Here is a 25,146-nt window from a genome sequence, read left to right as displayed (position 1 = left end):
GGGGAGGGATTCGATGTCCTCCGGGTGTATTTCGATGAGCTTGATGCTCGCCAGCGCAATCTACTCGTTGACCGCGGCGTGAGCCGCCTTGACCAGAGAGGATTTGCCCATGCCGCGCGCGCCCCAAAGGAGCGCGTTGTTCGCCGGCAATCCGCCGGCGAACCGGCGGGTGTTGTCCAGAAGAAGGTCGCGCACATGCGAAACGGCGCAAAGCAGCGTGATGTCGACCCGGTTGACCTTCTCTACAGCCTGAAGTTCGCCCGGCTCAGGCACCCAGACGAAAGCGTCCGCCGACGTCCAGTTCGTTTCCTTCGCGGCGGCGGGGACCGCGCGGCTGATCAGTTCGATGAGAGAATCGAGTTTTGCGTTCAGTGCGGCAAGGTTGTCTTGCGTGCTCATTTTTCTTGCAACCCCAGTCAAAAAGGCCCATGTGAGGCCCGGAACCAAGTCGTCGGAGGAGTAACACGGCGGAGGACACACGAAAACGCCAGTTATTCCGATACCGGTACGCAGAAACAGCCTGCAACGCTTGAAATGAGCCGCGCCAACGTTATAGTCCGCGCCACCAGATTTACCGCGTTTTAGCCGCAATGCCTTGTCGGTGTTTCGGCGGAGCGACGCCCGTTAGGAGAGATACATGTTCATCACCCCCGCATATGCGCAGAGTGCCGGCGTTGCCGGAGCTCCGGACTTCCTCGTGTCCCTGCTGCCGTTCGTGGCCATCTTCGCAATTATGTATTTCCTGATCATCCGCCCGCAGCGCCAGCGCATGAAGCAGCATCAGGAAATGGTTGCCAACCTGCGCCGTGGCGACACCATTGTCACGACAGGCGGGTTGATCGGCAAGGTAGCCAAGGTGGTTGACGACGGCGAGGTGCAGGTTGAAATCGGCGAAGGCGTGAAGGTTCGGGTCGTCCGCTCCATGGTTCAGGAAGTGCGTTCCAAGACCGAGCCGGCAAAAGAAAACGCCTGACCTTTCAGGACGCCGTTTGAGGAATGCGCCGGGCCGGTTTCCATCGGCCTGGCAGTTTTTAAGGCTTGACCATGCTCCATTTTGCTCGATGGAAAATCGCACTAATCTCGCTGGTGATTGCTGCCGGCGTCGTGACGACGCTTCCGAATTTTTTTACCGCTCAGCAACTTGAAAGCTGGCCGGACTTCTTGCCGAAGAAACAGATGGTTCTCGGGCTTGACCTTCAAGGCGGGGCCTATCTGCTCTATGAGGTCGACAAGAATGACTACATCCAGAAGCGCATGAAAGCGCTGGTCAGCGATATCCGCACGACCCTGCGCGAGGATCCGCGCATCGGATACACCGGACTGGGTGTGCAGGGCGAGTCTGCACAGGTCCGTATCCGGGACTTGACGAAGCTGGCGGATGCGAGAGAGCGGTTGCAGCCCTTGGTCAATCCCCTGGTGTCCAATCTTTTTGGCGGGCAGCCGGTCAACGAATTCGAGATGACCGCAACCGACGATGGATTGATCCGCTTCACCTACACCGAGCAAGGCCTCGACGACCGTCTGGCTTCGATCGTTCAGCAGTCCATCGAGGTGATCCGCCGGCGTGTTGACGAGATCGGGACCACCGAGCCGAGCATTCAACGCCAGGGAGCTGACCGGATCCTGGTTGAAGCCCCGGGTGAAAACGATCCGGAACGGCTGAAGGACCTTGTCGGCCAGACGGCCCAGCTCACCTTCCATATGGTCGATACATCCATGTCAGGCCAGCAGGCCATGGAGAACCGACCTCCGGTCGGGACCGTGGTCATGATGTCCGTCGACGATCCGCCCATTCCCTATCTTCTCGAAGAAGCCCCGCTTCTGTCCGGTGAAGATCTGGTCGATGCGCAGGTGTCCTTTGATCAGCGCTCCAACGAACCGGTCGTGAACTTCCGTTTCAACCAGTCCGGTGCCCGGAAGTTTGCTTTGATCACCCAGCAGAACGTCAACCGTCCCTTTGCAATCGTGCTTGACGATGAAGTGATTTCGGCTCCTGTCATCCGCGAACCGATCACAGGTGGTTCGGGACAGATCTCCGGCAACTTCACGGTCGACGGTGCAAACGACCTAGCAGTCCTGTTGCGGGCGGGCGCCTTGCCTGCGAAACTGACGGTCATCGAAGAACGCTCCATCGGTCCGGGCCTTGGCGCCGATTCCATTGAAGCGGGCAAGCTGGCCTCGATCATCGGCGGCATCGCGGTCATCGTCTTCATGATCCTGGCCTATGGGCGCTTCGGGATCATTGCCGACCTCGCCCTGCTCGGGAACATTTTCCTGATCTTCGGTGCGCTCACGTTCCTTCAGGCCACGCTCACGCTCCCCGGGATCGCCGGCATCGTTCTCACCATCGGTATGGCGGTCGATGCAAACGTGCTGATCTTCGAACGTATCAGGGAAGAAGCAAGGGCAGGGAGGTCTCCGATTTCCGCGATCGATGCAGGCTATAGCCGAGCACTTGGAACCATTCTTGACGCCAACATCACCACACTGATCGCGGCAGTCATCCTGTTCCAGCTCGGTTCCGGCCCGGTTCGCGGATTTGCCGTCACACTGGCTATCGGCATTTTCACAACCGTTTTCTCAGCCTTCACGTTCAGCCGGTTGCTGGTGGCCCTTTGGGTCCGCCGCCGTCGTCCGTCGAAGTTGCCGATTTGATCCGGGAGAAAGACAAATGTTGCTGAGACTTGTTCCGGACAACACCAAAATCAAATTCATGTGGTTGCGGAAAGTGAGCTTTCCGCTGTCCATCCTGCTGGTGCTCGCCTCTGTGGCAGGGTTTTTCACGGTCGGCATGAACTATGGCATCGACTTCAAGGGTGGAACGATCATCGAGATAAAAACGGATGGTCCGGCCGACATCGGTGCGATCAGGTCGGACTTGTCCGCGTTGAACCTGGGTGACATCCAGGTGCAGGAATTCGGCGGCTCTGATGACATCCTGATCCGTGTCGAGGAACAGCCGGGTGGTGAACTTGCGCAACAGGCCGTTGTCGCGAACGTCCGTTCGATCTTCGAAGATCAGAACGTCGACTTCCGCCGCGTGGAAGTCGTCGGTCCTCGTGTTTCCAGCGAATTGGCGCAAGCCGGTCTGATTGCCGTTGTTGCCGCGTTGTTCGCAATCCTGCTGTACATCTGGTTCCGTTTCGAATGGCAGTTTGCGGTCGGCGCGATCCTGACAACGGCAAATGACGTGGTCATCACCATCGGACTGTTCGTGCTGCTGCAACTTGACTTCTCGCTTTCCAGCATTGCAGCGGTTTTGACCATCATCGGTTATTCGCTCAACGATACCGTGGTTGTCTACGACCGCATCCGCGAGAACCTGCGCAAGTACAAAAAGCGTCCGCTTGCGGAAGTTCTGGATATGTCGATCAACGAAACCCTGTCTCGCACGACGATGACATCCGTGACGACATTGCTTGCCCTGACCGCGCTCTACGTCTTCGGCGGCGAGGTTATTCAGTCGTTCACCCTGGCGATGATCTTCGGGATCGTAATCGGTACCTATTCCTCGATTTTCCTCGCGGCTCCCTTCCTGATCCTCTTCAACCTTCGGGCAGAGGCCATGTCTCCGAAGGATGGCGACGACACCAAGGACAAGGACGCCGAGGCGGCAGCCTAAGAGGCCGTTTCCATGGAAATCAGGAAAGCACATTTTCCGGGCCGGGCGCCGCTGGATGCTTATGGCAACGGTGGCTTCCGGTTTGCCGACATGTCTCACCTGGGCTCGATCCTGTGTGTCCCGAGCGGCATCTATGGCTGGACGCCTGCCAGTCCGGTGGACCTTTCTCTTGATGCCTTCCAACGGGTCATGGAGGAACAGGAAGACATCGAAGTTCTGCTGGTGGGGACCGGATCCGACCTGGTACCGCTTCCGGCTGAACTGAAGGAGCGGTTTCGTGAGGCCGGCATCCTTGCCGACCCCATGTCTACCGGAGCGGCGGTACGGACATACAACGTTCTTCTGTCCGAAGACCGCGCGGTCGCGGCCGCGCTCCTGGCCGTGGATTGAACCGAAACACTGAGCCTCTGGGGCGTTCATGACCTCCGACTTCGAACATGCAGCCGAAGTGGCGCGCCGATACGACCGGGACCGGTACCTGAGTGCGCTTCTGGCTCCTGAACAACACCGTCCCGGCCTCATGGCGCTTTATGCGTTCAACGCCGAAATTGCGCGGGTTCGCGAAATCGTTTCGGAACCTCTGCCGGGCGAGGTCCGCCTGCAATGGTGGCGGGACCTTTTGGGCGGAACAGAGCACGGGACCGCGGCAGCCAATCCGGTCGCCAATGCGCTCTTGCAGACGATCCGGGACTACAATCTGCCCAAGCAGGGTCTTGTCGCGATGACGGAGGCACGGATCTTCGATCTATACGATGATCCGATGCCAAGCCTGAACGACCTGGAAGGCTATGCCGGGGAAACGGTTTCAGGGCTTTTCCAACTCGCCTGCCTTGTTCTGAACGGCGGCAGGGATACCGGCACAGCCACTGCCGCCGGACATGCCGGCGTTGCGTATGGACTTGCGGGTCTGATGCGCGCCTTGCCCTGGCATGCCTCCAGGCGGCAGATGTATTTACCCAAGGACCTTCAACAACGGCACAATCTTGACCCGGAAACCGTGTTTCGGGGCGAAACCACGCCGGAACTCGAGGCGGTCCTGAAAGAGATGCGTGAACATGTTCGTCACCATCTAAAGCGGGTGCGCCAGGCGTCAGGCGATGTTCCTGCCAGCTGCCATCCGGCGTTCCTGCCCTTGACGCTTGTGGAACCGTTTTTGAAAAAGCTGGAATCCGAAAACCACGATCCCTTGAAGGATGTGACGGAAATTTCGCAGCTGCGCCGCCAATGGCTTCTTTGGCGAGCATCGGGGCAAGTTTTCGAGCGGATTTAATGCGGCATGGCCGAGACCTGGACAAGTCTCGGCGCCGTGTTGCCAGACTACTCGGCTGCGTTCTTCTGCAATCCCAGACGGTCCTTCCAGATCGCAAAGTCCGCTTTGGCTCTGTCGGTCATTGCGCGTTTCTTGGCCTTTGCCTTTTCCTTGCCCTTGAACCTCTTGCCGTCTGCGTCCCTGCTTGGCGCGTCCACCGGCGGGAAAAGCCCGAAATTGACATTCATCGGCTGGAACGACCCCGGTTTTCCGGCGCCGTCTTCCCGGCTGATGTGTCCGCCGGTGATATGGCCGAGCAGGGCTCCCATTGCCGTGGTTTCCGGAGGCGGCACAATGTCCTCGCCGCGCACCTCCATCACTGCAAAGAGACCAGCCAGGCAGCCGACGCTTGCAGACTCCACATAGCCTTCGCAGCCAGTGATCTGTCCGGCGAAACGCAGACGCGGATCGGCCTTAAGCCGCAGCGAGCCGTCGAGAACCTTCGGGGAATTCAGGAAGGTGTTGCGGTGCAGGCCACCGAGGCGCGCGAACTGGGCGTCTTCCAGCCCGGGAATCATCCGGAAGATGTCGGCCTGTGCGCCGTACTTCAGTTTTGTTTGAAATCCGACGATGTTGTAGAGCGTGCCCAGGGCGTTGTCCTGGCGGAGCTGGACAACTGCGTAGGGCTTCACGTCCGGATTGTGCGCATTGGTCAGCCCCATCGGTTTCATCGGTCCGTGGCGAAGGGTTTCCCGCCCGCGGGACGCCATTACCTCGATTGGCAGGCAGCCGTCGAAATAGGGGGTGTTGGCTTCCCATTCCTTGAAATCCGCCGACTCGCCTTCGAGCAGAGCGTCGATAAAGGCGTCGTATTGTTCCTTGTCCATCGGACAGTTGAGGTAGTCCTTGCCGGTGCCGCCCGGACCGACCTTGTCGTAGCGGGACTGGAACCAGGCTTTTGAAAGGTCGACCGAGTCGAAATGCACGATCGGCGCGATTGCATCGAAGAAAGCAAGGGCGTCTTCTCCGCTCTTTTCCAGGATTGCTTCGGAGAGCGCCGGGGAGGTGAGTGGGCCCGTTGCGATGATGACCTTGTCCCATTCCGCCGGCGGCAGGCCTGCAATCTCTTCCCGTTCGATCCTTATCAGTGGATGAGCTTCAAGGGCCTGGGTAACGGCAGCAGAAAACCCTTCACGATCCACTGCAAGCGCGCTTCCGGCAGGCACCTGATGCGCGTCGGCGGACGCCATGATCAGCGATCCGAGTTGACGCAGTTCATGATGGATTAGGCCAACCGCGTTCTGTTCGGAATCGTCGGACCGGAAAGAATTGGAGCACACCAGTTCGGCCAACCCTTCCGTCTGGTGCGCGTCGGTCTTTCGCACCGGGCGCATCTCGTGCAGCACCACATTCAGTCCTGCCTGCGCGATCTGCCAGGCAGACTCGGAACCAGCAAGGCCGCCGCCGATTACATGGATGGGGGTCATTTTTCGTCCTTGGAAATGCATTCAGCATGCCCAGGCCGCGACAACGCGGGTTACGGGAGCCGAAATCGTATTTGGCCCCTGATAACATCCATTGCGGCGATGCCGCAATGTTTCAGAACCGGCCGGACAGAAATACGGCGGCGGAATAACGGCACATGCCGGGAGGACGGATTCCAGACAAAAAAACGCCTGCCGGTGGGAGGAGGTATCCGGCAGGCGCTTTTTTTAAACCCCGCAGCTTGCTGCGGAGGAGCGTGATCTGAAAGTTGGGAGGAGGAGTCTTTCAGACCACGAAGCTTTTTATTTTGCAGACATGCGCGCGTAGCGGGCGATGTCAGCGCGGGCAATGCCCAGGTCGTTCAATTCACGGTTCGTCAGGGAGGACAGTTCGTCGTAGGTCTGACGGAAACGTTTCCAGTTATTGAACTTGCGAACAACGGTATCGATCATGGTTTAGGCCTTTCGCTATATCTCATGGCCATGGCACCGCGGATCGGCGTCTGGCCCGTTCATCTCTTATGATTTGAAGATAGGGATTTTGTGCGCTGCGAGGTAGATGGGAAATAGCGAAGCAGGTATGCGCAGAATGCATGTCAAAAAACTGTTAACTTTCATTAATCGGCCGAAATCATTGCGTGAGACGCATGGCGAGGCGATTCAATGGTTCGCAGCTGCGAAGAGGTGAACGCACCTGTTGGGTGCGTTCGGATGCGCAAGACGCCCGCCTCGCGCAGGTATTTTCAATTCAAAGACAAAATAATGTTGCCGGTTCCGGAATATCCCGCGTGGCTTACGCAAGGATGGTTCATTAACGGGACCAGAAACGACTAAGGGCGATCTGAAGAGACCAAATACAACTCATCAAAGAGTTCTTTGGAGCGCTTGAGGCCCCCGTCGGTCAGGGGAACCGGCTTCGACTTGGTTGCCGGATCGCTGGTCAGTCCCATTTTATGAAGGCGGTCCAACACATCCCAATCATTCCCTTTCAGGAACAGCAGGGTCTGGACGACGTCGTCGATTTTGTTCGGATCCACTTTCATGATCCCAAACATGTCTGAATTCAAAAAGCAGGAAGGGAAAAACGGCACCCTTTCGCAATGGACTGCGACCAGGGCATTGCTCAAAGTTCAAGGATGACTTGGAGAAACTGAAATCTGGATAAACGAACGCCCGCCAGTGGGAGGAGGTACTGGCGGGCGTCGTTTCGACGTGACAGGGCTGGGAGGAGGATGCCCTGCGTGTCTCACGTCCGTTGGCTGGGAGGAGGATGCCTCGGGACGCGAATTCTTTTTTTATTAGCCGTTGTGCGAACGGCGGGCGACGAACTTGATTTCGCCGCGATTGATACCGAGGTCAGCCAACTCGCGGTTGGAGAGGCGGGACAGTTCGTCGACCGCACGGCGGTAGCTAACCCAGTTGCTGTACTTTGCACGCACAGTGTCAAACATCTTCTTTTTCCTTAGTCTGGCGGGCGCTCGCTAGCGCTCCGTGCCGTTGTTGATCATGATATAATTCACCGGACGAAATTAAAGAAGTGCCATCTGCGCATGTCAGGCATGCGTTTGATGCAATGCAGCAATCGCAAGAAAGGCAGGGCGTATTGATTCGGAAAAGATTCGTGAAAACAGTGCAATAGTGAAAAGTGTGCAGCGCACACAAAAGCGCCCTGATGATCTGGGGGTTATTCCGCAGCGTCAGATGTGCGTTGCGGCCGCCGTTGCAAAAGTTCCTGAAGAAACTGGCCTGTGTAGCTCGTCTGAACTTCGGCAACATCCTCCGGGCGGCCGGTCGCGACAATGGTGCCGCCGCCGTCTCCGCCTTCCGGCCCAAGGTCGACAATCCAGTCAGCCGTTTTGATGACTTCAAGATTGTGTTCGATCACAAGCACCGTGTTGCCCTGGTCGACCAGTTCGTGAAGCACTTCGAGCAATTTGGCGACGTCATGAAAGTGTAGTCCGGTCGTGGGTTCATCCAGAATATAGAGCGTGCGGCCGGTGGACCGCTTCGACAGTTCCTTGGCAAGCTTCACGCGTTGGGCTTCGCCTCCCGAAAGCGTGGTGGCCTGTTGTCCGACCTTGATGTAGCCAAGGCCAACACGCGCCAGGGTCTCCATCTTGTCACGCACGGCAGGAACGGCGGCGAAGAACTCGGCCGCCTCCTCAACGGTCATGTCGAGAACGTCGGCAATGGATTTGCCCTTGAATTCGACCTCAAGTGTTTCCCGGTTGTAGCGTTTGCCCTTGCAGACGTCACAGGTGACATAGACGTCTGGCAGGAAATGCATCTCGATCTTGATGACGCCATCGCCCTGGCAGGCCTCGCAATGGCCGCCCTTGACGTTGAAGGAAAAACGGCCGGGCTGGTAGCCGCGCGCCTTGGCTTCCGGCATGCCGGCGAACCATTCGCGGATCGGCGTGAATGCGCCGGTGTAGGTAGCCGGATTTGAGCGAGGCGTGCGGCCGATGGGTGACTGGTCGATGTCGATTACCTTGTCGAGTACTTCCAGGCCCTCGATCCGGTCATGCGGAGCCGGATTGTCACGGGCACCGTTCAGCCGGCGCGCGGCAGCCTTGTAGAGCGTATCGATCAGGAAAGTCGACTTGCCGCCGCCCGAGACACCTGTCACGCAGGTGAAAGTGCTCAGCGGGACGTCGACATCGATGTCTTTAAGATTGTTGCCACGTGCGCCCCGGACAGAAATCTGCCGCTTCTTGTTGATCTTGCGGCGGCCTTCATTGCGATTGATCATTCGCGCGCCCGACAGGTATTCGCCCGTCAGGGATTTCGGATTGGCCATGATTTCCTGCGGAGTTCCCTTGGCCACGACTTCCCCGCCGTGGACGCCGGCTCCCGGTCCGACATCGACAACGTAGTCCGCCGACAAAACCGCATCCTCGTCATGTTCGACAACGATGACCGTGTTGCCGAGGTCACGCAGGTGTTTCAGCGTTTCCAGAAGCCTTGCATTGTCGCGCTGGTGGAGGCCGATGGAAGGCTCGTCCAGAACATAAAGCACGCCGGTCAGCCCCGAACCGATCTGGGAAGCCAGACGAATACGCTGGCTTTCACCGCCGGAAAGCGTTCCGGAGGAGCGAGACAGCGTCAGGTACTCAAGCCCGACATCGTTCAGAAACTTAAGCCGTTCCCGGATTTCCTTCAGGATTCGTCCGGCAATTTCGGATTGTTTGTCGGAGAGTTTCGCCGGCAGGGCTTCGAACCAGACGCTTGCCTCCCGAATGGAATACTCGGTGATATGGCCGATGTGCTTGTCGGCAATCTTGACCGCGAGCGCTTCCGGTTTCAGGCGGAAACCGCTGCAGGCAGGGCAGGCGTGGTCGGACTGAAACCGGGAAAGTTCTTCGCGCACCCAGGATGAATCCGTTTCCCGCCAGCGCCGTTCGATGTTGCCGATGACGCCCTCAAAGGTCTTTTCGGTCCGGTAGCTGCGTACACCGTCGTCATAGACGAACTCGATGGCGGTCTTGCCGGTGCCGTGGAGTATGGCGTCCTGAACATCTTCCGGCAGGTCTTTCCAGGGAGTCGCCATGGACACCTTGTAGTGGCTGCAGATCGCCTCCAGTGTCTGGGCATAATAAGGAGATGTCGAGCCTGTCTTTGCCCAGGGTAGAACCGCACCTTCGCGCAAGGACAGCGAATGATCGGGCACGACAAGATCTTCTTCGAAGGCGAGTGTGGTGCCGAGGCCGTCGCATGTCGGACAAGCACCGAAGGGGTTGTTGAAGGAAAACAGACGCGGCTCGATTTCCTGAATGGTGAAACCGGAAACGGGACAGGCGAATTTTTCAGAAAAGATCAGCCGTTCCGGCGCGCCTTTTTCATCAGTCTTGTCGGCAAATTCGGCAATGGCGATGCCGTCGGCAAGCTTGAGTGCGGTTTCGAGCGAGTCCGCCAGGCGTCCCGCGATATCATCGCGCACGACAAGCCTGTCCACGACAACATCGATGTCGTGCTTGAACTTCTTGTCGAGGGCGGGGGCCTCGGAAATCTCGTGGAAGGTCCCGTCGATCTTGACGCGCTGGAACCCTTTTTTCATGAGCTCGGCGAGTTCCTTACGGTATTCTCCCTTGCGTCCGCGCACCATCGGCGCCAGCAGGTAGAGGCGGGTACCTTCCTCGAGTTCCATAACCCTGTCGACCATCTGGCTGACGGTTTGACTTTCAATTGGAAGTCCCGTGGCAGGCGAATAGGGGATGCCGACCCGTGCGAACAGCAGCCGCATGTAGTCGTAGATTTCAGTAACTGTGCCTACCGTCGAACGCGGGTTACGCGAGGTGGTTTTCTGTTCGATGGAAATCGCCGGGGACAGACCGTCAATCTGGTCGACGTCCGGCTTCTGCATCATCTCCAGGAACTGGCGGGCGTAGGCGGACAGGCTTTCGACATAGCGGCGCTGGCCTTCGGCATAGATCGTGTCGAAGGCAAGGGAGGACTTTCCGGAGCCCGACAGGCCGGTCATCACGATCAACTTGTCGCGCGGCAAATCCAGGTCAACACCCTTGAGGTTATGCTCCCTGGCGCCGCGGACGCTGATCATCCTGGTCGGATCAGTTTTCCAGTTGTCGTCCGCCTGCGTGCCTTTGAATGTCGTCATTCTTGCTCTTCCTGACCTCATGCACATGTGGTGAGCACGGCTCATGTTGCATGTATGGACATAATCGGTTCCGCCCGGCGCCCGGTCGGCATCTCCCCGATATAGCGATTTGGGGAGCAGCTTCCAGTGAGGAATTTAGAATAGTTTCCGAAGCGCCCTGTGAAGGCGTTCCGAGATTGAATCGGTTTTACGGAAATGGTAAGAACAAAACAAGTACAATTTCCGGTGCGTGGCCTGACAATGTCTGGTCGGCGCTCTTCTCCTGCCACTTCCTGCCGGAAGACACGGTGAAAGAAGATCGGCCGGAGTTTGGCTGTTTGGTCCGCAGCCGCGTCCAATCCGGGGGCTACCTTGTGGAAAATGGAAGCGGAACGGTGAAAGTACCGGCGAACCCGTTGGCAGGCTGCCCGGGTTCTGCTTTTTAGCAAGAACACTTGCGGCTCGGTTTGGCCGGCACGGCGCGCCGAAAGAGCGTGAAAGCGCTGGACAGACGGCAAGAGAACAACAGGAGTGCAGAATGGCGGGCAGCGTCAACAAAGTAATTTTGGTCGGCAACTTGGGTGCCGACCCCGAAATCCGCCGGACCCAGGATGGTCGTCCGATCGCCAATCTGCGGATTGCAACCTCCGAAACCTGGCGCGACCGCAGCAGCGGTGAGCGCCGGGAGCGAACCGAATGGCACCGTGTGGTGATCTTCAACGAGGGTCTTTGCAAGGTTGCCGAAAGCTATCTGCGCAAAGGCTCCAAGGTTTATATCGAAGGTCAGCTACAGACGCGGAAATGGCAGGATCAGTCAGGACAGGATCGGTATTCCACGGAAGTGGTTCTGCAGGGCTTCAATTCGAACCTCACCATGCTTGACGGCCGTAACGAAGGCGGCGGTCAGTCCGGATCCTTGCCTGATTACGGCAACGAACCACAGGGCGGCGGCTTTGGTGGCGGGTCCGGCGGCAGCTTCGGCGGCGGCGGTGGTGGCGGCTACGGGGGTGGCTCCAGCGGTTCTGGCGGTGGTGGTTTCGGCGGTCCTTCTGGTGGATCCGGCCCGATGGATGATGAAATTCCGTTCTGAGGGACGGTTGAACAGGAGACGACAGCCCCGAAATTTTGGGGCTGTTCTTTTTTGGAGGAGGTCTCGTCCCGGCAGAGTCTCCGCGCCCGGATCAGCCGCCGACGCTCGGATCGTATGGCGTGTGCGGATCGTCCACGCCGTCGTAGTACTCTTTGGCCGAACCAAGGCCGCAGTGATAGACGGCTTCTTCCGCCCTTGTGTCGCCACCGGTGATCGGGGCACCGTTGTGGTGTGCGAGTTCGTGAATGATCGTCGCGAGCACCATCCACCTTCCCATGTTGAAGGCTCTGTCTCCGATCGCGATTTCACCCGTTGGGACGTGGATTTCACCGTGCAGCGGGGAAATCGTCGGCCCGTAGTTTACCCATATGGAACTGTCGCCGATCATGTCGCTCAGGCTGCGTCCACCGGGGAGCGTTCGGAAATAGGCATTACAAGACGGGTTGTTCTTGACCATCTTGAACAGTTTGTTCCGGGCCCATTTCAGCTTGCTGTACTGCGAAGAATTGAAGCTTTTGTATTTCGAGATCGGCGAGGAATGGTCCCCGACATTGAATTGAAACGGCATCTGATACTCCCGACTTGCCTCACGTTTTCGTGAGTTCGATATAGGGAGTGTTTGTCGAGATCTGCGTGATGCTGGTCACGCTACGGACGTTTCGAGACCAGGTTTTTCGCACCAATCGCGGACACTCCTCGACTCCCTGTCCGAGAAGCGGCTTGTAACCGGCGGAAATCCGGCGCGGCATTATCGTCACACTCACGTGAATTCAAAAGGTGTGCATGATGGTGTGCCTTAACCAACTGGATAAGCCTGATATAGTATTAACCTGTTTGTCGCGGGCGCTTCGTGAATCGTTTCCGGCCGGATCGCTCAGAATGGCGGGTTAACTTCTCCGTCAAATCCGCTTGTGGAAGCGGTGACAGGGCAAACGCTGATTTCGGCGGGGAACTGAAGAGCACCTGGTTGATACGGGCACTGTACCGGGTACGAAGGATTTTGAATTTTGCGGGTTAAAACAATGCAAGAGACCAAGATGGGAATGGGCACGGAATCCGGGGGAAAACGCGGGGCCGCAATTGCACAGTTCTCACGAAAAGTGATCGGAGGCTCCCTGAAGGCCGGCATGATGGCGACGGTTCTCGCCACGGGTTTCAATACTGCTGCTGTTGAAACCGCGTCCGCCCAGGGACTTTTCCAGCGCTTGTTCAATCCGGATGTCCACCGCAGGCAGCAGGAGCGCGACCGTCAGGACAGCCTCCGCCAGAAGATCGTGACCGCACGGGTGTCTGCTCCCCGGTACCTCAATTATTCGGCGGATGCCTGGAAATCGGTTTCCCTGGCGCCACTCTCCGAGAAGAAAACCGCTGAAATTCAACCGGCAGATTTACCACAGGAGTCAACCGAAGCGGCGGCAGTAGAAACTGACAGCACCACCGTTGCGCCCATTGTGTTGACGGACTTCGACAAGGCCCGTCCGGCTCTGGCAGATCTCTCACTGACCGTTTTGCCCGAAGTGGGAGAGGCTTTGATCGCCTTTTACCGGGAGCATCCGGAATTCGTCTGGATCGAAGACGGCAAGCCCTCAGTCAAGGCGGCTGCCCTGCGCCATGCGCTGAGCGATGCCGGAAAATACGCTCTGAACCCGGAAGACTACTTTGTATCCCTGCCGGCCACCGACGGCCTTGACGATGCGGGACGTGACGCCGCCGTCATGCAGTATGAAATGGAACTGAGCGCGGCTGCGCTGACATTCCTGCTCGATTCCAAGCGTGGCCGTATCGATCCGAACCGGATCTCGCAATATCACGACCTGCCGCGACATAAGGTGGATCTGGTTGCCTCACTGGAAGATCTGTCGGCCACCGCCGACATGGCGGGTGCGCTTGCAAAGGTCCAGCCCCAGAACGACCACTTCCGGAAGTTGACGGCTGAACTGGCGAAACTGAAGGCCGAAGACGAGGAAGCCGATCAGATCGTGATCGCACCCGGTACTTTCCTGAAGGCTGGCAAGTCCAGCCCGGAAATGAAGAATATCGTGGCCGCCATCCGCAAAAACGGGTCTGAAGACCTCAAGACGGAGCATGCTGAGACACTTGCCGCCTATGCCGATGATGAACTTTACGCACCAGAACTGGTCGCGCTCGTAAAGTCCTTTCAGAAAGAGGCCAAACTGACGCCGGACGGCATTATAGGCAAGAACACGATCAATGCCCTGGTCGGTGAAACGAATGCCGCAAAGATCGCCAAGGTCGAACTGGCCATGGAGCGAAGCCGTTGGATTCCGGAAGTTCTCGGCGAACGCAAGGTCTTCATCAACCAGCCCGCGTTTACCGCGACGTACTATGCGCCCGGCGAAACGCCGCTGCAGATGCGCGTCGTGGTCGGCAAGAAATCCAACCAGACCAACTTCTTCTACGACAAGATCGAGATAGTTGAATACAACCCTTATTGGGGCGTGCCGTATTCGATCATTGTCAATGAAATGCTGCCGAAACTCGCTCAGGATCCGAGTTATCTGGACCGTGCGGGATATGAGGTCACCACGGCTGGCGGACGTCAGATTTCTTCCTCATCCGTCGACTGGTATGCCGTCGCATCCAAGCAGCAGTCAGTGAACGTCCGCCAGTATCCGGGTAGTTCCAACGCTTTGGGCGCCGTGAAGATCCTCTTCCCGAACAAGCATCACATCTACATGCATGACACGCCCTCGAAGAACCTCTTCAAGAAGGACATGCGCGCGTTCAGCCATGGATGCATTCGCCTGCAGGACCCGAAGGCCATGGCTGCAGCTGTCCTCGGCAAATCGAAGGACTATGTGACATCGCGGATTTCTGTCGGTCGCAACGAACAGGAAGAGGTGTCCGGAGATATCCCGGTCTACATTTCCTATTTTACTGCCTGGCCGGATCTTGACGGCACGGTCGCATTCTATCCGGACGTTTATGACCGGGACCGGTACCTGCTTCAGGCGATCGAAAAGACAGAGGCGGTCCGGGCGAAGGCCCGCACATCCTGACGCCAGCGTTTGAAGCACTCTGAGCATTGAACCACCTGCGCCTTTCCGCGCAGGTGGTTTTTGTTTTTCGTGCTCAAGAGCGTGGCCCTAAGAAGGATTGCCGAGACAATCGGCCAACGAGCCGGCAATGTTTTTGAGCAGGTCCGGGTAAAGATCGGGCCCATTTGTCAGATCCGTTCCGAGAGGATCGAGCGTTCCCTTGCGGGCGGAGCTGTCTTCAAGTGCCACGTCGACCAGTTTCGAGTCGAATTGGGGCTCCTGGAAAACGCAGACCACATTCAGTTCCCTGATCTTTTCCTGGGCTTCCGCCAGTCTGTCGGCGCTGGAGATGCTTTCAGGAGAGAGGGTGATGGAGCCCGACGCCTCAACGCCGAAATGATGTTCGAAATGGTGGTAGGCATCATGAAACACCAGAAATTTCCGGTCTGCGAGAGGCCGGAGTTCCGACTGGATTTCTTCTTCGAGCGCCTTGATTTGCTTCGTGAACCGTGCCGCGTTTTCCCGGTAGGTCTCGGCATTCACGGGATCAATTTTTGCAAGTGTCGCGGCCATGGTGTCTGCTATGGCAATTCCATTGTCCGGATTGAGCCAGATGTGCGGATCTTCACCGGATTCATGAGCGTGACCTTCGTCGGAATTGTGGCCGACATGGGTGCTTTCGTGATGGTCATCTTCATGTCCTTCTTCGCCGTCATCGTGATCGTGGCCCGTATCGTTTGTGTCAAAGTCCGCGCCACTGCGAAATGAAAGATGCTCGATACCCTTGGCATTCATCAGTTCCACCACCGCTGCGTGACCTGCCATCGACGATATCGGTTTCGCCAGGGAGGGGGTAAGCTCCGGGCCGATCCAGAATACGGCATCCGCATCCTGCAATTGCCGGGCTTGCGAGGGTTTCAGCGAGAAACCATGGGGCGAGGCAGCCCCGTCGATGAGGACAAGCGGTGTGCCGACCCCTTCCATTACCGTAGAGGCAATGGCGTGCAGAGGCTTGATGGTGGTGACAACTAAGGGAGGAGAGGCTGCGGCCGTAACACTCAGCGGTCCTGCGCCGAGCATTGCGGCAAGGCACGGAACGATTAGGCGCTTGCCACAGGGGACACGGTAGACGCGCGGAAGGAAGGGTTGGATCATTCTTGAGACACTCGTAAGTATGTAACAATGTAACGCGTAACTATATAACGTTTCGTATCGACCCCTTCAAGCCCGGAATGGAACCGGATTGAATTTTCGCGACACAAGGCGTTAGGTTCGGTGAAAGGGTATCGGCCGACTTCAAAAAACAAAGATGGATCAAACGCTTCATGAGCACCTGCAAGGAATTTCAGGCGGAGAACTTGCTGTCTCCATATCCGCCGAAAGCTGCCCGGCTGATCGTTACCATCTATGGTGATGTGGTCGAGCCTCGGGGAGGTGTCTTGTGGATGGGAAATCTGATCAGCCTGTGCGCCGGTTTCGGCATCAACGAATCCCTGGTGCGGACTGCCGTCTCCCGGCTCGTCTCCAGGGGACAACTCTCGGGACAACGGGAAGGGCGGCGCAGTTTCTATGCCTTGACGGATGCCGCGAGGGCAGAATATCACGCCGCCGCAGAGAGTTTTTATGGCGAACTCGACGGCGAATGCGACTGGATCATTACGCACTGTTCTGAGCAGAGCAGCCAGACTGTCTTGTTACGACATGGTTATGTATCACTCGGCGGCGATGTTTTTGCCGGTGCCGATCGTCCTGACAGACCATTGCGTGGCACCGCCTTTCGGGCCGTGTCGATAGGGGATGAAACGCAAGACTTGGCGGACTTGTTGCAGTCTGTGTTCAACATGGAAGCCCTTTCAGCGGACTATTCCGACTTCGTCAGAGCGTTCCGGCCCATGAGGAACCTGGCGGAAACAAAACCCGATGGTCAGTCCGCCTTGCTGCTGCGCCTGGCTCTGGTACATGCCTATCGCGACATTCGGTTGCGGGATCCCCGGTTCCCGCCGTCCGTTTTGCCGGATAACTGGACAGGATGTGACGCGCATCGTCTGTTTGCCGACCTTTATTCGACCCTGTCCGAACAGGCAGACACCTATATTGGCCGTCATCTTCTTAACCGGCGTGGCTTACTGGAAGAAAGGCCCGAAGCAGTTCTGTCCCGGTTGAATTCGCTCGCAGACAGGTTGTGATGCACAACAGCTTGAAGTGTCCTCTCTGACTTGCAGATGATCTCCGGTTCATGAAACTACCAGGCTGCGGATTCAGGCAGTCAAATTTGCGGAAACGCCAAAAGACATTGGAGAAGGGTGCAATGACAGGATTTCATATTGCGGAATTGAATGTTGCCCGGCTGAAACACGCCATTTTCGACCCGCGCATTTCGGACTTTGTCAACAATCTCAACCGTGTCAACGCAGTAGCCGAGCGGAGCCCTGGCTTCGTGTGGCGCAAGAAAGACGAAACCGGCTCTTCCATTTCCATGTCTCCGGACAACGATCCGATGATTATTCCCAACCTGTCGGTCTGGGAAGATGTCCTCTCATTGGAAAATTTCGTGTTCAAGACTGTCCACAAACGGTTCTACGAACGCCGCGCCGAGTGGTTCGGGCTGCTCGGCAAGATGCATTTTGTCATGTGGCCGGTTCCCGTCGGTCATGAACCTTCACTGGAAGAAGCCTGGCAAAAACTCGATCAGCTCAACACCCAGGGGTCAACAGAACAGGCTTTTGACTGGTCGTATATTCAACAGGCGCAGCTTTGGCGTACAGACCAATGTGGCGTCGGGGCAGTTTGATCGCACCAGGACAATCAGTCGGTCTTCGGTGGCATTGTTTCAAATATCCGGCATTCCGGTTACCCTAACGTCAAGCTTCGGGAGGCGATCCGGATGGTTCGGGCAGATTGCGAGAGATCCTGTGCCTTTGATCGAGACCGCAGGTGTTATTCCTTGGGTCGGTTATCGACCACCCGTTTGGCCTTGCCGGCAGACCGCTCAACCTGTCCTGGCTCAGTGACGTCGATCCTTGCCGAAACACCTATCACGCTCTTGATGTGATGGGACAATTCGGCCGCAGATGCTTTGCGGTCTTCGCCGGACGCGCAATCCGGCGAGGCTTCGACACGGACAGTCATGACATCCAGCCTTTCCTTCTTGTGCAATTCGATCTGGAAATGCGGTGAAAGGCCGCCGCATTTCAGGATCTGTTCTTCGATCTGTGTCGGGAAAACGTTGACACCTCGCAGGATGATCATGTCATCCGAGCGGCCGGTGATCTTTTCAATGCGGCGCATGCTGCGGGCGGTGCCGGGCAAGAGCCTGGTCAGGTCGCGGGTGCGGTAACGGACCATCGGCAGGCCTTCCTTGGTCAGTGTGGTGAACACAAGCTCGCCAACCTCGCCGTCGGGCAGCACTTCGCCCGTCTCGGGATCGATGATTTCAGGGTAGAAATGATCTTCCCAGACGTGCAGTCCGTCCTTGGTTTCCACACACTCATTGGCAACCCCGGGACCGAGAACTTCGGACAGGCCGTAGATGTCGACCGCGTGCATGTCGAAGGCCTCCTCGATTTCCAGGCGCATGGCGTTGGTCCATGGCTCTGCGCCAAATATGCCCGTTGCAAGGGAACTTTCCCTCGGGTCAAGACCCTGACGCCGGAACTCGTCCAGAATGGCGAGCAGATAGGATGGCGTCACCATGATGACGCGCGGCTTGAAGTCCTGGATCAGGGTTACCTGGCGTTCCGTCATTCCACCTGAAACTGGCACGACCGTACAACCGAGTTTTTCCGCGCCGTAGTGGGCGCCCAAACCGCCGGTGAACAGACCGTAGCCATAGGCAATGTGAACGATGTCGCCCGGACGGCCGCCCGATGCCCTGATTGAGCGCGCGGCTAGATTGGCCCACATCTCGATGTCGTTGGCGGTATAGCCGACGACGGTCGGCTTGCCGGTCGTGCCGGAGGAGGCGTGTATGCGAACAATCTTTTCACGCGGGACGGCGAAAAGACCAAAAGGGTAATTGTCCCTGAGATCGGTTTTAGTCGTGAACGGAAACTTCGAGAGATCTGCGAGGGTCTTCAGGTCGGACGGATGCACGCCTTTGTCGTCAAATCTTTGCCTGAAGAGCGGAACATTTTCATAGGCATGGGCGAGGGACCACTTCATCCGTTCCAGCTGCAAGGCGGTAAGCTCGTCCCGGCTTGCGGTTTCGATCGCTTCCAGATCGCCATGACGCGGGGCCAGATCTTCCATGATATCCTCCCTGGGGCGCAGGTTTTGGTCCTGCCGCGAGCATTGTGCTTTTGTCCTGCGTAAATTTGAGCCGAATTTGGCGTTTGGTCCAACATTCTGGTTTTAGAGGGCCTCATCGTAAAGACCGGACGATCCTTGCCGGCAGAGTTCGTATGCTTTCGCACCCTGTCGAGCGCCTGAGGGCGTGCATGCCGGTTCCGGCAATTTTATGAGTTGAACTTTGAGCTGGCTAAGCAAGGGGTGAAATGCCGACGGCAAGCGTGAAGATGCATCCGCCTGGTCCGGTTCATGACCATTGATCGTGCGCTTGCAGGCGATGCGACACATGCCTCTGAGCTCACCGAGGCGTTTGTTGCTGCCGGAGGGAAGAGCCAAAGGCTAATAAATTGATTCAGCAGATATTTACTTTAATCGACGATTTATAGGAGTGACGCTGATATCAGCATTAGGGCGCCATGTTCAATCGTAAATCCGCCGCTGAAGATTACACGCTCGACATCCCTCTCGAACTCGAAGAGGGACCGCCTCCGGTTGCCTACAGGCGCATTCTTCAGGTGCTGTCTCTCGGTGCTGCCGCGTTTCTCACCTGGGCCGCGATCGGACAGGTGCGGGAAGTCGCAAAAGCCGCGGGAGAAATCGTTCCCGCAGGCAAGGTTCAAACCGTCGGGCATCTTGAAGGCGGCATCGTCGCAGAGGTGCTCATTCAGGAGGGGGCTCTTGTCGAGGCTGGGCAACCCCTCATCAGATTGCTGGAAACCGCGACTTCGAGCGATCTTGAGAAAGTGCAAACCCGGTTGCTCTATCTGAACCGTGAAGAACGCCGGCTGGCCGTTCAATTGCCGGAAACCGCGTCCAAGGGTTTGAGGCTCGGAAAGCCGGCGGAATTCAGTGAAGCCCAACATGCCGCTCTCGTTGCCCAGCAGAGGGCGCAGGAGCAGGAACAACAGGCCCTGAAGGCCCGAATCAACGAAAAGGAAGCTGAACTTGCCAGCGTCCTGGAACGGATTGCCCTTCAGAAAACCCAGGTCGAAATAGAACAGGAAAAATACGCCATTCAGGAATCCCTGTTCAAGCAGGGATACACTTCCAAGCGCCGTTACCTGGATGCCAAGTCCGCGCTGCAACAGGCGCAGAGCCAGCTCAGCGAAATCAGCGGCATGAAGGGCCGCACGGAAGCGCAATTGGCAGAAGCCCGGGCGACCCTGGAGCGTTCGATCGCCGTTGCGGCGGAGGAGCTTGCCGTTGAACGCAGCCGGGTTGTGCAGGAACGCAACGAGTTGAACTTCGAAGCGGAAAAACAGCGGGACAGGTTTGATCGTCTTTATGTCAGATCACCGGTAAGCGGACATATCAAGGCGCTTTATCTGAAAGGTCCGGGCAGCGTTCTTGCTCCCGGAGATGTTGTCGCCGAAATCGTGCCGAGCAACAGCGATCTTGTTGCTGAGGTCCGGATTTCGCCGCGGGATATCGGGCATGTCGAAGTCGGAGATGAAGCTGAAATCTCGATCACGACGTTCGATCCGAATGTGCAAGGCACCTTGAAGGGGGAGGTCTCCGTGATTTCCGCTTCCAGTTTCCGCGATGAATATGGCAACTATTTCTTCAAGGCGGAAATTCCGCTCACGACGAACAAGATCGGCCAGGGGCCGCAAGCCGCGACAGTCTCTCCGGGAATGGTGGTCAACGCCAAGATCGTGACCGGGTCGAAATCCGTTCTGCAATACATGCTCAAACCTGTAACCCGGGCAATAGGCGATCCATTGAGTGAGCGCTAAGGCGCTTATCAGCAAATCATCAGGCGCATCCGCAACAAGGGCCTCGCCATAGCCGGCGAGGCCCTTTTCTCTAATTGCGTTGCCAGCTTGTGGTCACCAGCGGATCTCTTCGACATCATTGAAGGTGACCCGGCTGCCATCGGCAAAATCGATGTAACCATCGGCGTCCTGGGACAGGGTGATCTTGCCACCGGAGGTATCCGTGGCATCGATGGAACCGCTTGTAACGGTCACTGTCCAGTCCACACCGTATTCGCCGGCCGAGGCAACACCAGGCCCGCCGCCAAGGTCGATGACGTCGGTCCAGGATGTTCCGGCACCCGCATTGATCAGGTCGTTGCCGTCACCCAATCCATACATGAAGAGGTCTGAACCGTCGCCGCCGCTGATGTTGTCGGCACCGGTTCCGCCAATGATGACGTCATCGCCGGCACCGGCGTTGATATTGTCGGAACCGCCTTGTCCGAATATCAGGTCCCTGCCGCCGCCCGACGTGATCACGTCATTGCCGCCATAGGCGCCGCCCTCGATCCGGTCGTTGTAGTCACCTGTGGTGATATTGTCGTCGCCGCCGACGCCATCGATGGAGTAGGACCCGCCCGAGCCGCTGAAGGTGCCGCTTTCCGTGCCACCGGTGAATTGATAATCGTAGTCGCCGGATACGGAAATCGAGAAAGTCTCGTTCGACTGAGAGCCGTCGGCGGACGTAGCCGTTACCACAAGGTCGATGGAACTTTCCGTCTGGCTGTCGAAGAACGCATGATCTGCAACGGTGACATTTCCGTCCGCGTCAATTTCGAACCGGTCGTCGCTGAGCGTGTAGGACACCGCATCGCCGTTCGGATCTGTCGCCAGGGCCGTTATACCGACTTGCGTTCCGGCTCCGTCCGTCTCGTGGATGGTGTTGGTGGCGCTGTTGGTGTCGGTCACCGAACCGACGGAGCCACCGACCAACTGATCAGCAAGTACATCCCCATCTGAAAAGCGGAACGTTTCCACATTAAGCACGGTATCGGTGCCGTCGGGCGAACCGGCACGCAGGTCGGTAATGGTGTAGCTGCCGTCCTGGTTCTGTACGATGTCATACTCGGCGAAAGTACCGGTGTAGATTGCCGTGTCGTTGCCGGCCCCGCCGTCAAGGCTGTCGTCACCGGCTCCTCCAGTGAGCGTATCGTCAGAGCCGGCGCCATAAAGCGCGTCATTGCCGGCGCCGCCGTTCAATTCATTGCCGCCGGACACATAGTAGTCACTGTCCAGCCGGTTGGCGTAGAGGTCACTATCGTTGATCAGCACGTTGTCGAGTGAAATGGATTCGATCGGTTTGCTCGCAAGAAGTGCGGAATCCGCGTTGGACTGGTATTCCGGCGCCAGATAGACCTCGCCGTTGGTGAGCTGGATCACGACGGCTGTAAATGTCCCTGAAGTTCCGTCGGTAAAGGTGACAGTGGCGTCGTAAACCTGCGTCGAATCCAATGCGTAATTCGAACCGTTGATGGTGAAGGTTTCCGCTGTGCCGTTATAGTCGTTGTCAGCCAGAATACCATCGTTGTTCGCGTCGTTCGCGGTCACCTCGACAACCTGGTCATAAAGGGGACTTCCGACCCCTCCGTAGGACCCGAGCAGATTCGAGGCGTTTTCCGAAACACTATTGGATTCATCGCTATCGATGTCGGCCATGGAACCAAGGCGAATGAGCGAATAGCCGGAACCGACGGTTTCGGTTCCGCCCACGGTCGCCTGGCTCTGGTCAGAGGCATAGAGAATATCATCACCGCCGCCGCCATTGAGAACATCCGAGCCGTCGAAACCGTAAAAGACGTCGGTATTGCCGCTGCCGCTGAAAGCATCGTCACCGGACGTTCCGAGATTGATGCCAATAACTTCGGAATAGGTGTTGCCGCCAGAATCCGTGACCTGAACGGTAATATTGCCGCTGTAAGCCGTAGAAGCATCGTGATCACTGATCAGGCTGATTTCCCCGGTAGCGGCATCGATTGCGAATTTGCCCCCCGCATCATCGGTCAGGGCATACGAAAAACTGTCGCCGGCATCGGCGTCGGCGACCGAACTGACGTCGGTCACGATCGTTCCGGCCGAAATCGTTGATGCCGGCATCGACATGGCACTGTTGCCGGTAAAGGTCATGTCGGTCGGGGCTTCATCGAATGCATTTTCGACATTGATCGTGAAGCTTTCGATCGACGAAGACCCGTCGGAAGACGTCGCCTTGACGTAAATCGTCTGCGATGTGTTCGTTTCGTAGTCAAGCTGCGAGTTGTCGGCGACGGTGACGACGCCGCTGTTGGCATCGATCGCAAAGGCGCCACTCGAAACAGGTGCACCAGCCGCGTCGACTAGCGCATAAGTCACGCTGTCCGACACATCCTGGTCAGTTGCCTGTGCCGTTATGCCGACAACTGTGCCGTTTGCCGCATTTTCAGCTACAGAGTTTCCGGACGCATCAGCATCCGTAACACCTGAAACATCGAACTCGTCCACATCGGAAACAGCAATTGTGAAAACCTGCTGGGATGTCGAGCCGTCCGTCGATGTCGCGGTGACCGTGATATCGACGGAGCCTTCGGTCTCCGCGTCGAAGCTGGCACCAGAGGAAACGGTAACGACACCGTTGTTATCAACCGTGAAGCGGCTGTCGTCGACGGAATAGGTGACGGTGTCGGATGTATTGGCATCCTCGGCAAATGCGGTGATACCGACCGTCGAGCCGGCTGCTGCGTCTTCCGCAACAGTATTGGCCGCACTGTCCGAATCCGTGACCGCGCTTATGTCTTGCGCGATCAAGTCGCCCGCAAGAACATCGCCATCGGCAAATCGGAAGTTTTCTACGTCATACACCCGGTCGGTGCCGTCCGGCGAACCGGAACGCAAATCAATAATGGTGAAGGAACCATCCCCATTCTGGGTAATGGAATAGTCTCCCCAATTGCCTGAGTAAACTGCCGTATCGGTGCCGATGCCGCCGTAAATCGTATCGTTTCCGGTTCCGCCTTCAAGCGTGTCGTTGTCGCCTTCCCCCCAGAGACTGTCGTTTCCGGATCCACCGATGATGGTGTCATCACCGCCGCCGCCATAGATGGTATCGTTTCCGGCACCGCCATCCAGCAGATTGGCGTCATTGCTGATCTGGGTGCCCGCTTCATCGTCAATGACGTCATTCCCGCCACCACCATAGACGGTGTCCGCGCCTTCACCGTACGCGATGTAATCGTCTCCGGCGCCACCATAGACCGTATCGTCTCCACTGCCACTGTAGATCGTGCCGCCATCGTCATGGGCGGTGATGGTCTCGCCGCTGTCCGTTCCAGTAATAGTGGTTTCGGCAACTCCGGTATCGGTAAAGGAACCTTGTCCCTGCTCCATCTGATAGACCTCAGCAACGTCTGAGACCGAGATGGCAAAGGTTTCCTGAGTGGTGGATCCGTCAGTAGAGGTTGCTGTCACGGTAAGGTTTATCGTGGGCTCGTCTTCATAATCGAAGCTGGCTCCGGAGGCGACCGTGACGACGCCGTTCTCATCGACGGTAAAGCGGTTGTCCGAGACCGTATAGGTAACCGTGTCGGTGGCATCCGCATCGGTTGCGAGCGCCGTGATGCCGACCTGGGTACCGGCAGCCGCATCTTCGGCGATGGTGTTGTCCGAAGCATCCGTATCGGTCACGGCGGAAACAGCGCTCTCGTTGACGTCCGAGACGGCGACCGTGAAGGTTTCCGAAGACGTCGAGCCGTCCGTGGAGGTCGCAGTGACCGTGACATCGATGGAGGCTTCGGTCTCCGCATCGAAGGAAGCACCCGCAGCCACTGTGACGACGCCGTGGGCGTCCACCGTGAAGCGGGTGTCGTCAACGGAGTAAGACACGGTGTCGGTGACATCGGCATCGGTGGCCAGCGCCGTGATGCCGACCTGGGTGCCGGCAGCCGCATCTTCGGTAATGGTGTTGTCCGAAGCATCCGTATCGGAGACGGCGGAAACGTCATATTCATCGACGTCAGAGACGGCAATCGTGAAGACTTCAGACGAGGTCGAGCCGTCCGTGGAGGTCGCAGTGACCGTGACATCGATGGAGG

The 25,146-nt window shown here is 57.5% G+C and carries 19 protein-coding genes and 1 pseudogene; 10 read left to right on the top strand and 10 right to left on the bottom strand.

Going from position 1 to position 25,146, the window contains the following annotated elements; genetic code table 11:
* Positions 1–399: pseudogene (locus ACQY7U_RS25475) on the bottom strand (DUF815 domain-containing protein); the annotation flags it as partial.
* Positions 400–637: 238 nt separating this feature from the next.
* On the opposite strand from ACQY7U_RS25475, the gene yajC reads away from it, so the two are divergent.
* The 5 genes from yajC to ACQY7U_RS25450 all read left to right on the top strand — a co-directional run bounded on the left by yajC (position 638) and on the right by ACQY7U_RS25450 (position 4,892).
* Positions 638–973: a preprotein translocase subunit YajC gene (gene yajC / locus ACQY7U_RS25470; protein ID WP_428651178.1), complete on the top strand. Its 336-nt coding sequence runs from the start codon at positions 638–640 to the stop codon at positions 971–973.
* A gap of 71 nt (positions 974–1,044) precedes the next feature.
* Complete coding sequence (gene secD, locus ACQY7U_RS25465; protein ID WP_428651175.1) at positions 1,045–2,655, top strand: protein translocase subunit SecD; 1,611 nt, start codon at positions 1,045–1,047, stop codon at positions 2,653–2,655.
* Positions 2,656–2,671: 16 nt separating this feature from the next.
* Positions 2,672–3,622, top strand: a complete 951-nt coding sequence (secF, locus tag ACQY7U_RS25460; RefSeq protein ID WP_428651172.1) for a protein translocase subunit SecF — start codon at positions 2,672–2,674, stop codon at positions 3,620–3,622.
* 12 nt (positions 3,623–3,634) lie between these two features.
* A complete protein-coding gene (locus ACQY7U_RS25455; RefSeq protein ID WP_428651170.1) occupies positions 3,635–4,012 on the top strand; it encodes an Mth938-like domain-containing protein in 378 nt (125 codons plus the stop codon).
* A gap of 28 nt (positions 4,013–4,040) precedes the next feature.
* Positions 4,041–4,892 carry a phytoene/squalene synthase family protein gene (locus tag ACQY7U_RS25450; RefSeq protein WP_428651167.1) on the top strand — a complete coding sequence of 284 codons (852 nt, stop codon included), beginning with the start codon at positions 4,041–4,043 and terminating at the stop codon, positions 4,890–4,892.
* A 47-nt stretch (positions 4,893–4,939) separates the two neighbouring features.
* Here the strand turns inward: ACQY7U_RS25450 and trmFO are convergent, their stop codons facing one another.
* The 5 genes from trmFO to uvrA all read right to left on the bottom strand — a co-directional run bounded on the left by trmFO (position 4,940) and on the right by uvrA (position 10,913).
* Positions 4,940–6,358, bottom strand: a complete 1,419-nt coding sequence (gene trmFO / locus ACQY7U_RS25445; protein ID WP_428651165.1) for a methylenetetrahydrofolate--tRNA-(uracil(54)-C(5))-methyltransferase (FADH(2)-oxidizing) TrmFO — start codon at positions 6,356–6,358, stop codon at positions 4,940–4,942.
* Positions 6,359–6,658: 300 nt separating this feature from the next.
* Positions 6,659–6,808: a DUF1127 domain-containing protein gene (locus ACQY7U_RS25440; protein WP_428651162.1), complete on the bottom strand. Its 150-nt coding sequence runs from the start codon at positions 6,806–6,808 to the stop codon at positions 6,659–6,661.
* A gap of 377 nt (positions 6,809–7,185) precedes the next feature.
* Positions 7,186–7,410, bottom strand: coding sequence for a DUF6429 family protein (locus ACQY7U_RS25435; protein ID WP_428651159.1), 225 nt, complete (start codon positions 7,408–7,410; stop codon positions 7,186–7,188).
* A gap of 243 nt (positions 7,411–7,653) precedes the next feature.
* Positions 7,654–7,806, bottom strand: a complete 153-nt coding sequence (locus ACQY7U_RS25430) for a DUF1127 domain-containing protein (protein ID WP_428651157.1) — start codon at positions 7,804–7,806, stop codon at positions 7,654–7,656.
* A gap of 233 nt (positions 7,807–8,039) precedes the next feature.
* Complete coding sequence (gene uvrA / locus ACQY7U_RS25425) at positions 8,040–10,913, bottom strand: excinuclease ABC subunit UvrA (protein WP_428651181.1); 2,874 nt, start codon at positions 10,911–10,913, stop codon at positions 8,040–8,042.
* 574 nt (positions 10,914–11,487) lie between these two features.
* On the opposite strand from uvrA, the gene ACQY7U_RS25420 reads away from it, so the two are divergent.
* A complete protein-coding gene (locus ACQY7U_RS25420) occupies positions 11,488–12,039 on the top strand; it encodes a single-stranded DNA-binding protein (RefSeq protein WP_428651155.1) in 552 nt (183 codons plus the stop codon).
* Between the two features lie 91 nt (positions 12,040–12,130).
* Here ACQY7U_RS25420 and ACQY7U_RS25415 read toward each other — a convergent pair whose 3' ends face one another.
* On the bottom strand, positions 12,131–12,607 hold the full coding sequence (locus tag ACQY7U_RS25415; RefSeq protein WP_428651152.1) for a hypothetical protein: 477 nt from the start codon (positions 12,605–12,607) through the stop codon (positions 12,131–12,133).
* Between the two features lie 454 nt (positions 12,608–13,061).
* Here ACQY7U_RS25415 and ACQY7U_RS25410 point away from each other — a divergent pair, with 454 nt between their 5' ends.
* On the top strand, positions 13,062–15,059 hold the full coding sequence (locus ACQY7U_RS25410) for a L,D-transpeptidase family protein (protein ID WP_428651149.1): 1,998 nt from the start codon (positions 13,062–13,064) through the stop codon (positions 15,057–15,059).
* Positions 15,060–15,146: 87 nt separating this feature from the next.
* Here the strand turns inward: ACQY7U_RS25410 and ACQY7U_RS25405 are convergent, their stop codons facing one another.
* Positions 15,147–16,193: a zinc ABC transporter substrate-binding protein gene (locus ACQY7U_RS25405; protein WP_428651146.1), complete on the bottom strand. Its 1,047-nt coding sequence runs from the start codon at positions 16,191–16,193 to the stop codon at positions 15,147–15,149.
* A gap of 170 nt (positions 16,194–16,363) precedes the next feature.
* On the opposite strand from ACQY7U_RS25405, the gene ACQY7U_RS25400 reads away from it, so the two are divergent.
* Together ACQY7U_RS25400 and ACQY7U_RS25395 are read left to right on the top strand one after the other, a co-directional pair.
* On the top strand, positions 16,364–17,224 hold the full coding sequence (locus ACQY7U_RS25400) for a PaaX family transcriptional regulator C-terminal domain-containing protein (RefSeq protein WP_428651143.1): 861 nt from the start codon (positions 16,364–16,366) through the stop codon (positions 17,222–17,224).
* Between the two features lie 50 nt (positions 17,225–17,274).
* Positions 17,275–17,829: a DUF3291 domain-containing protein gene (locus ACQY7U_RS25395; protein ID WP_428651140.1), complete on the top strand. Its 555-nt coding sequence runs from the start codon at positions 17,275–17,277 to the stop codon at positions 17,827–17,829.
* A gap of 146 nt (positions 17,830–17,975) precedes the next feature.
* Here the strand turns inward: ACQY7U_RS25395 and paaK are convergent, their stop codons facing one another.
* Positions 17,976–19,286, bottom strand: a complete 1,311-nt coding sequence (paaK, locus tag ACQY7U_RS25390; protein ID WP_428651137.1) for a phenylacetate--CoA ligase PaaK — start codon at positions 19,284–19,286, stop codon at positions 17,976–17,978.
* A gap of 455 nt (positions 19,287–19,741) precedes the next feature.
* Between paaK and ACQY7U_RS25385 the strand changes: the two genes are divergently transcribed.
* A complete protein-coding gene (locus ACQY7U_RS25385) occupies positions 19,742–21,061 on the top strand; it encodes an HlyD family type I secretion periplasmic adaptor subunit (protein WP_428651134.1) in 1,320 nt (439 codons plus the stop codon).
* A gap of 93 nt (positions 21,062–21,154) precedes the next feature.
* On the opposite strand, the gene ACQY7U_RS25380 is transcribed toward ACQY7U_RS25385, so the two are convergent.
* On the bottom strand, positions 21,155–25,146 hold a 3,992-nt coding region (locus ACQY7U_RS25380; protein ID WP_428651131.1), incomplete at its 5' end, for a beta strand repeat-containing protein.

Source organism: Roseibium sp. (assembly GCF_050301095.1).
GTDB lineage: Bacteria > Pseudomonadota > Alphaproteobacteria > Rhizobiales > Stappiaceae > Roseibium.
The sequence above is the reverse complement of the archived record's forward strand: the minus strand, read 5'-3'. Positions and strand labels throughout refer to the sequence as shown.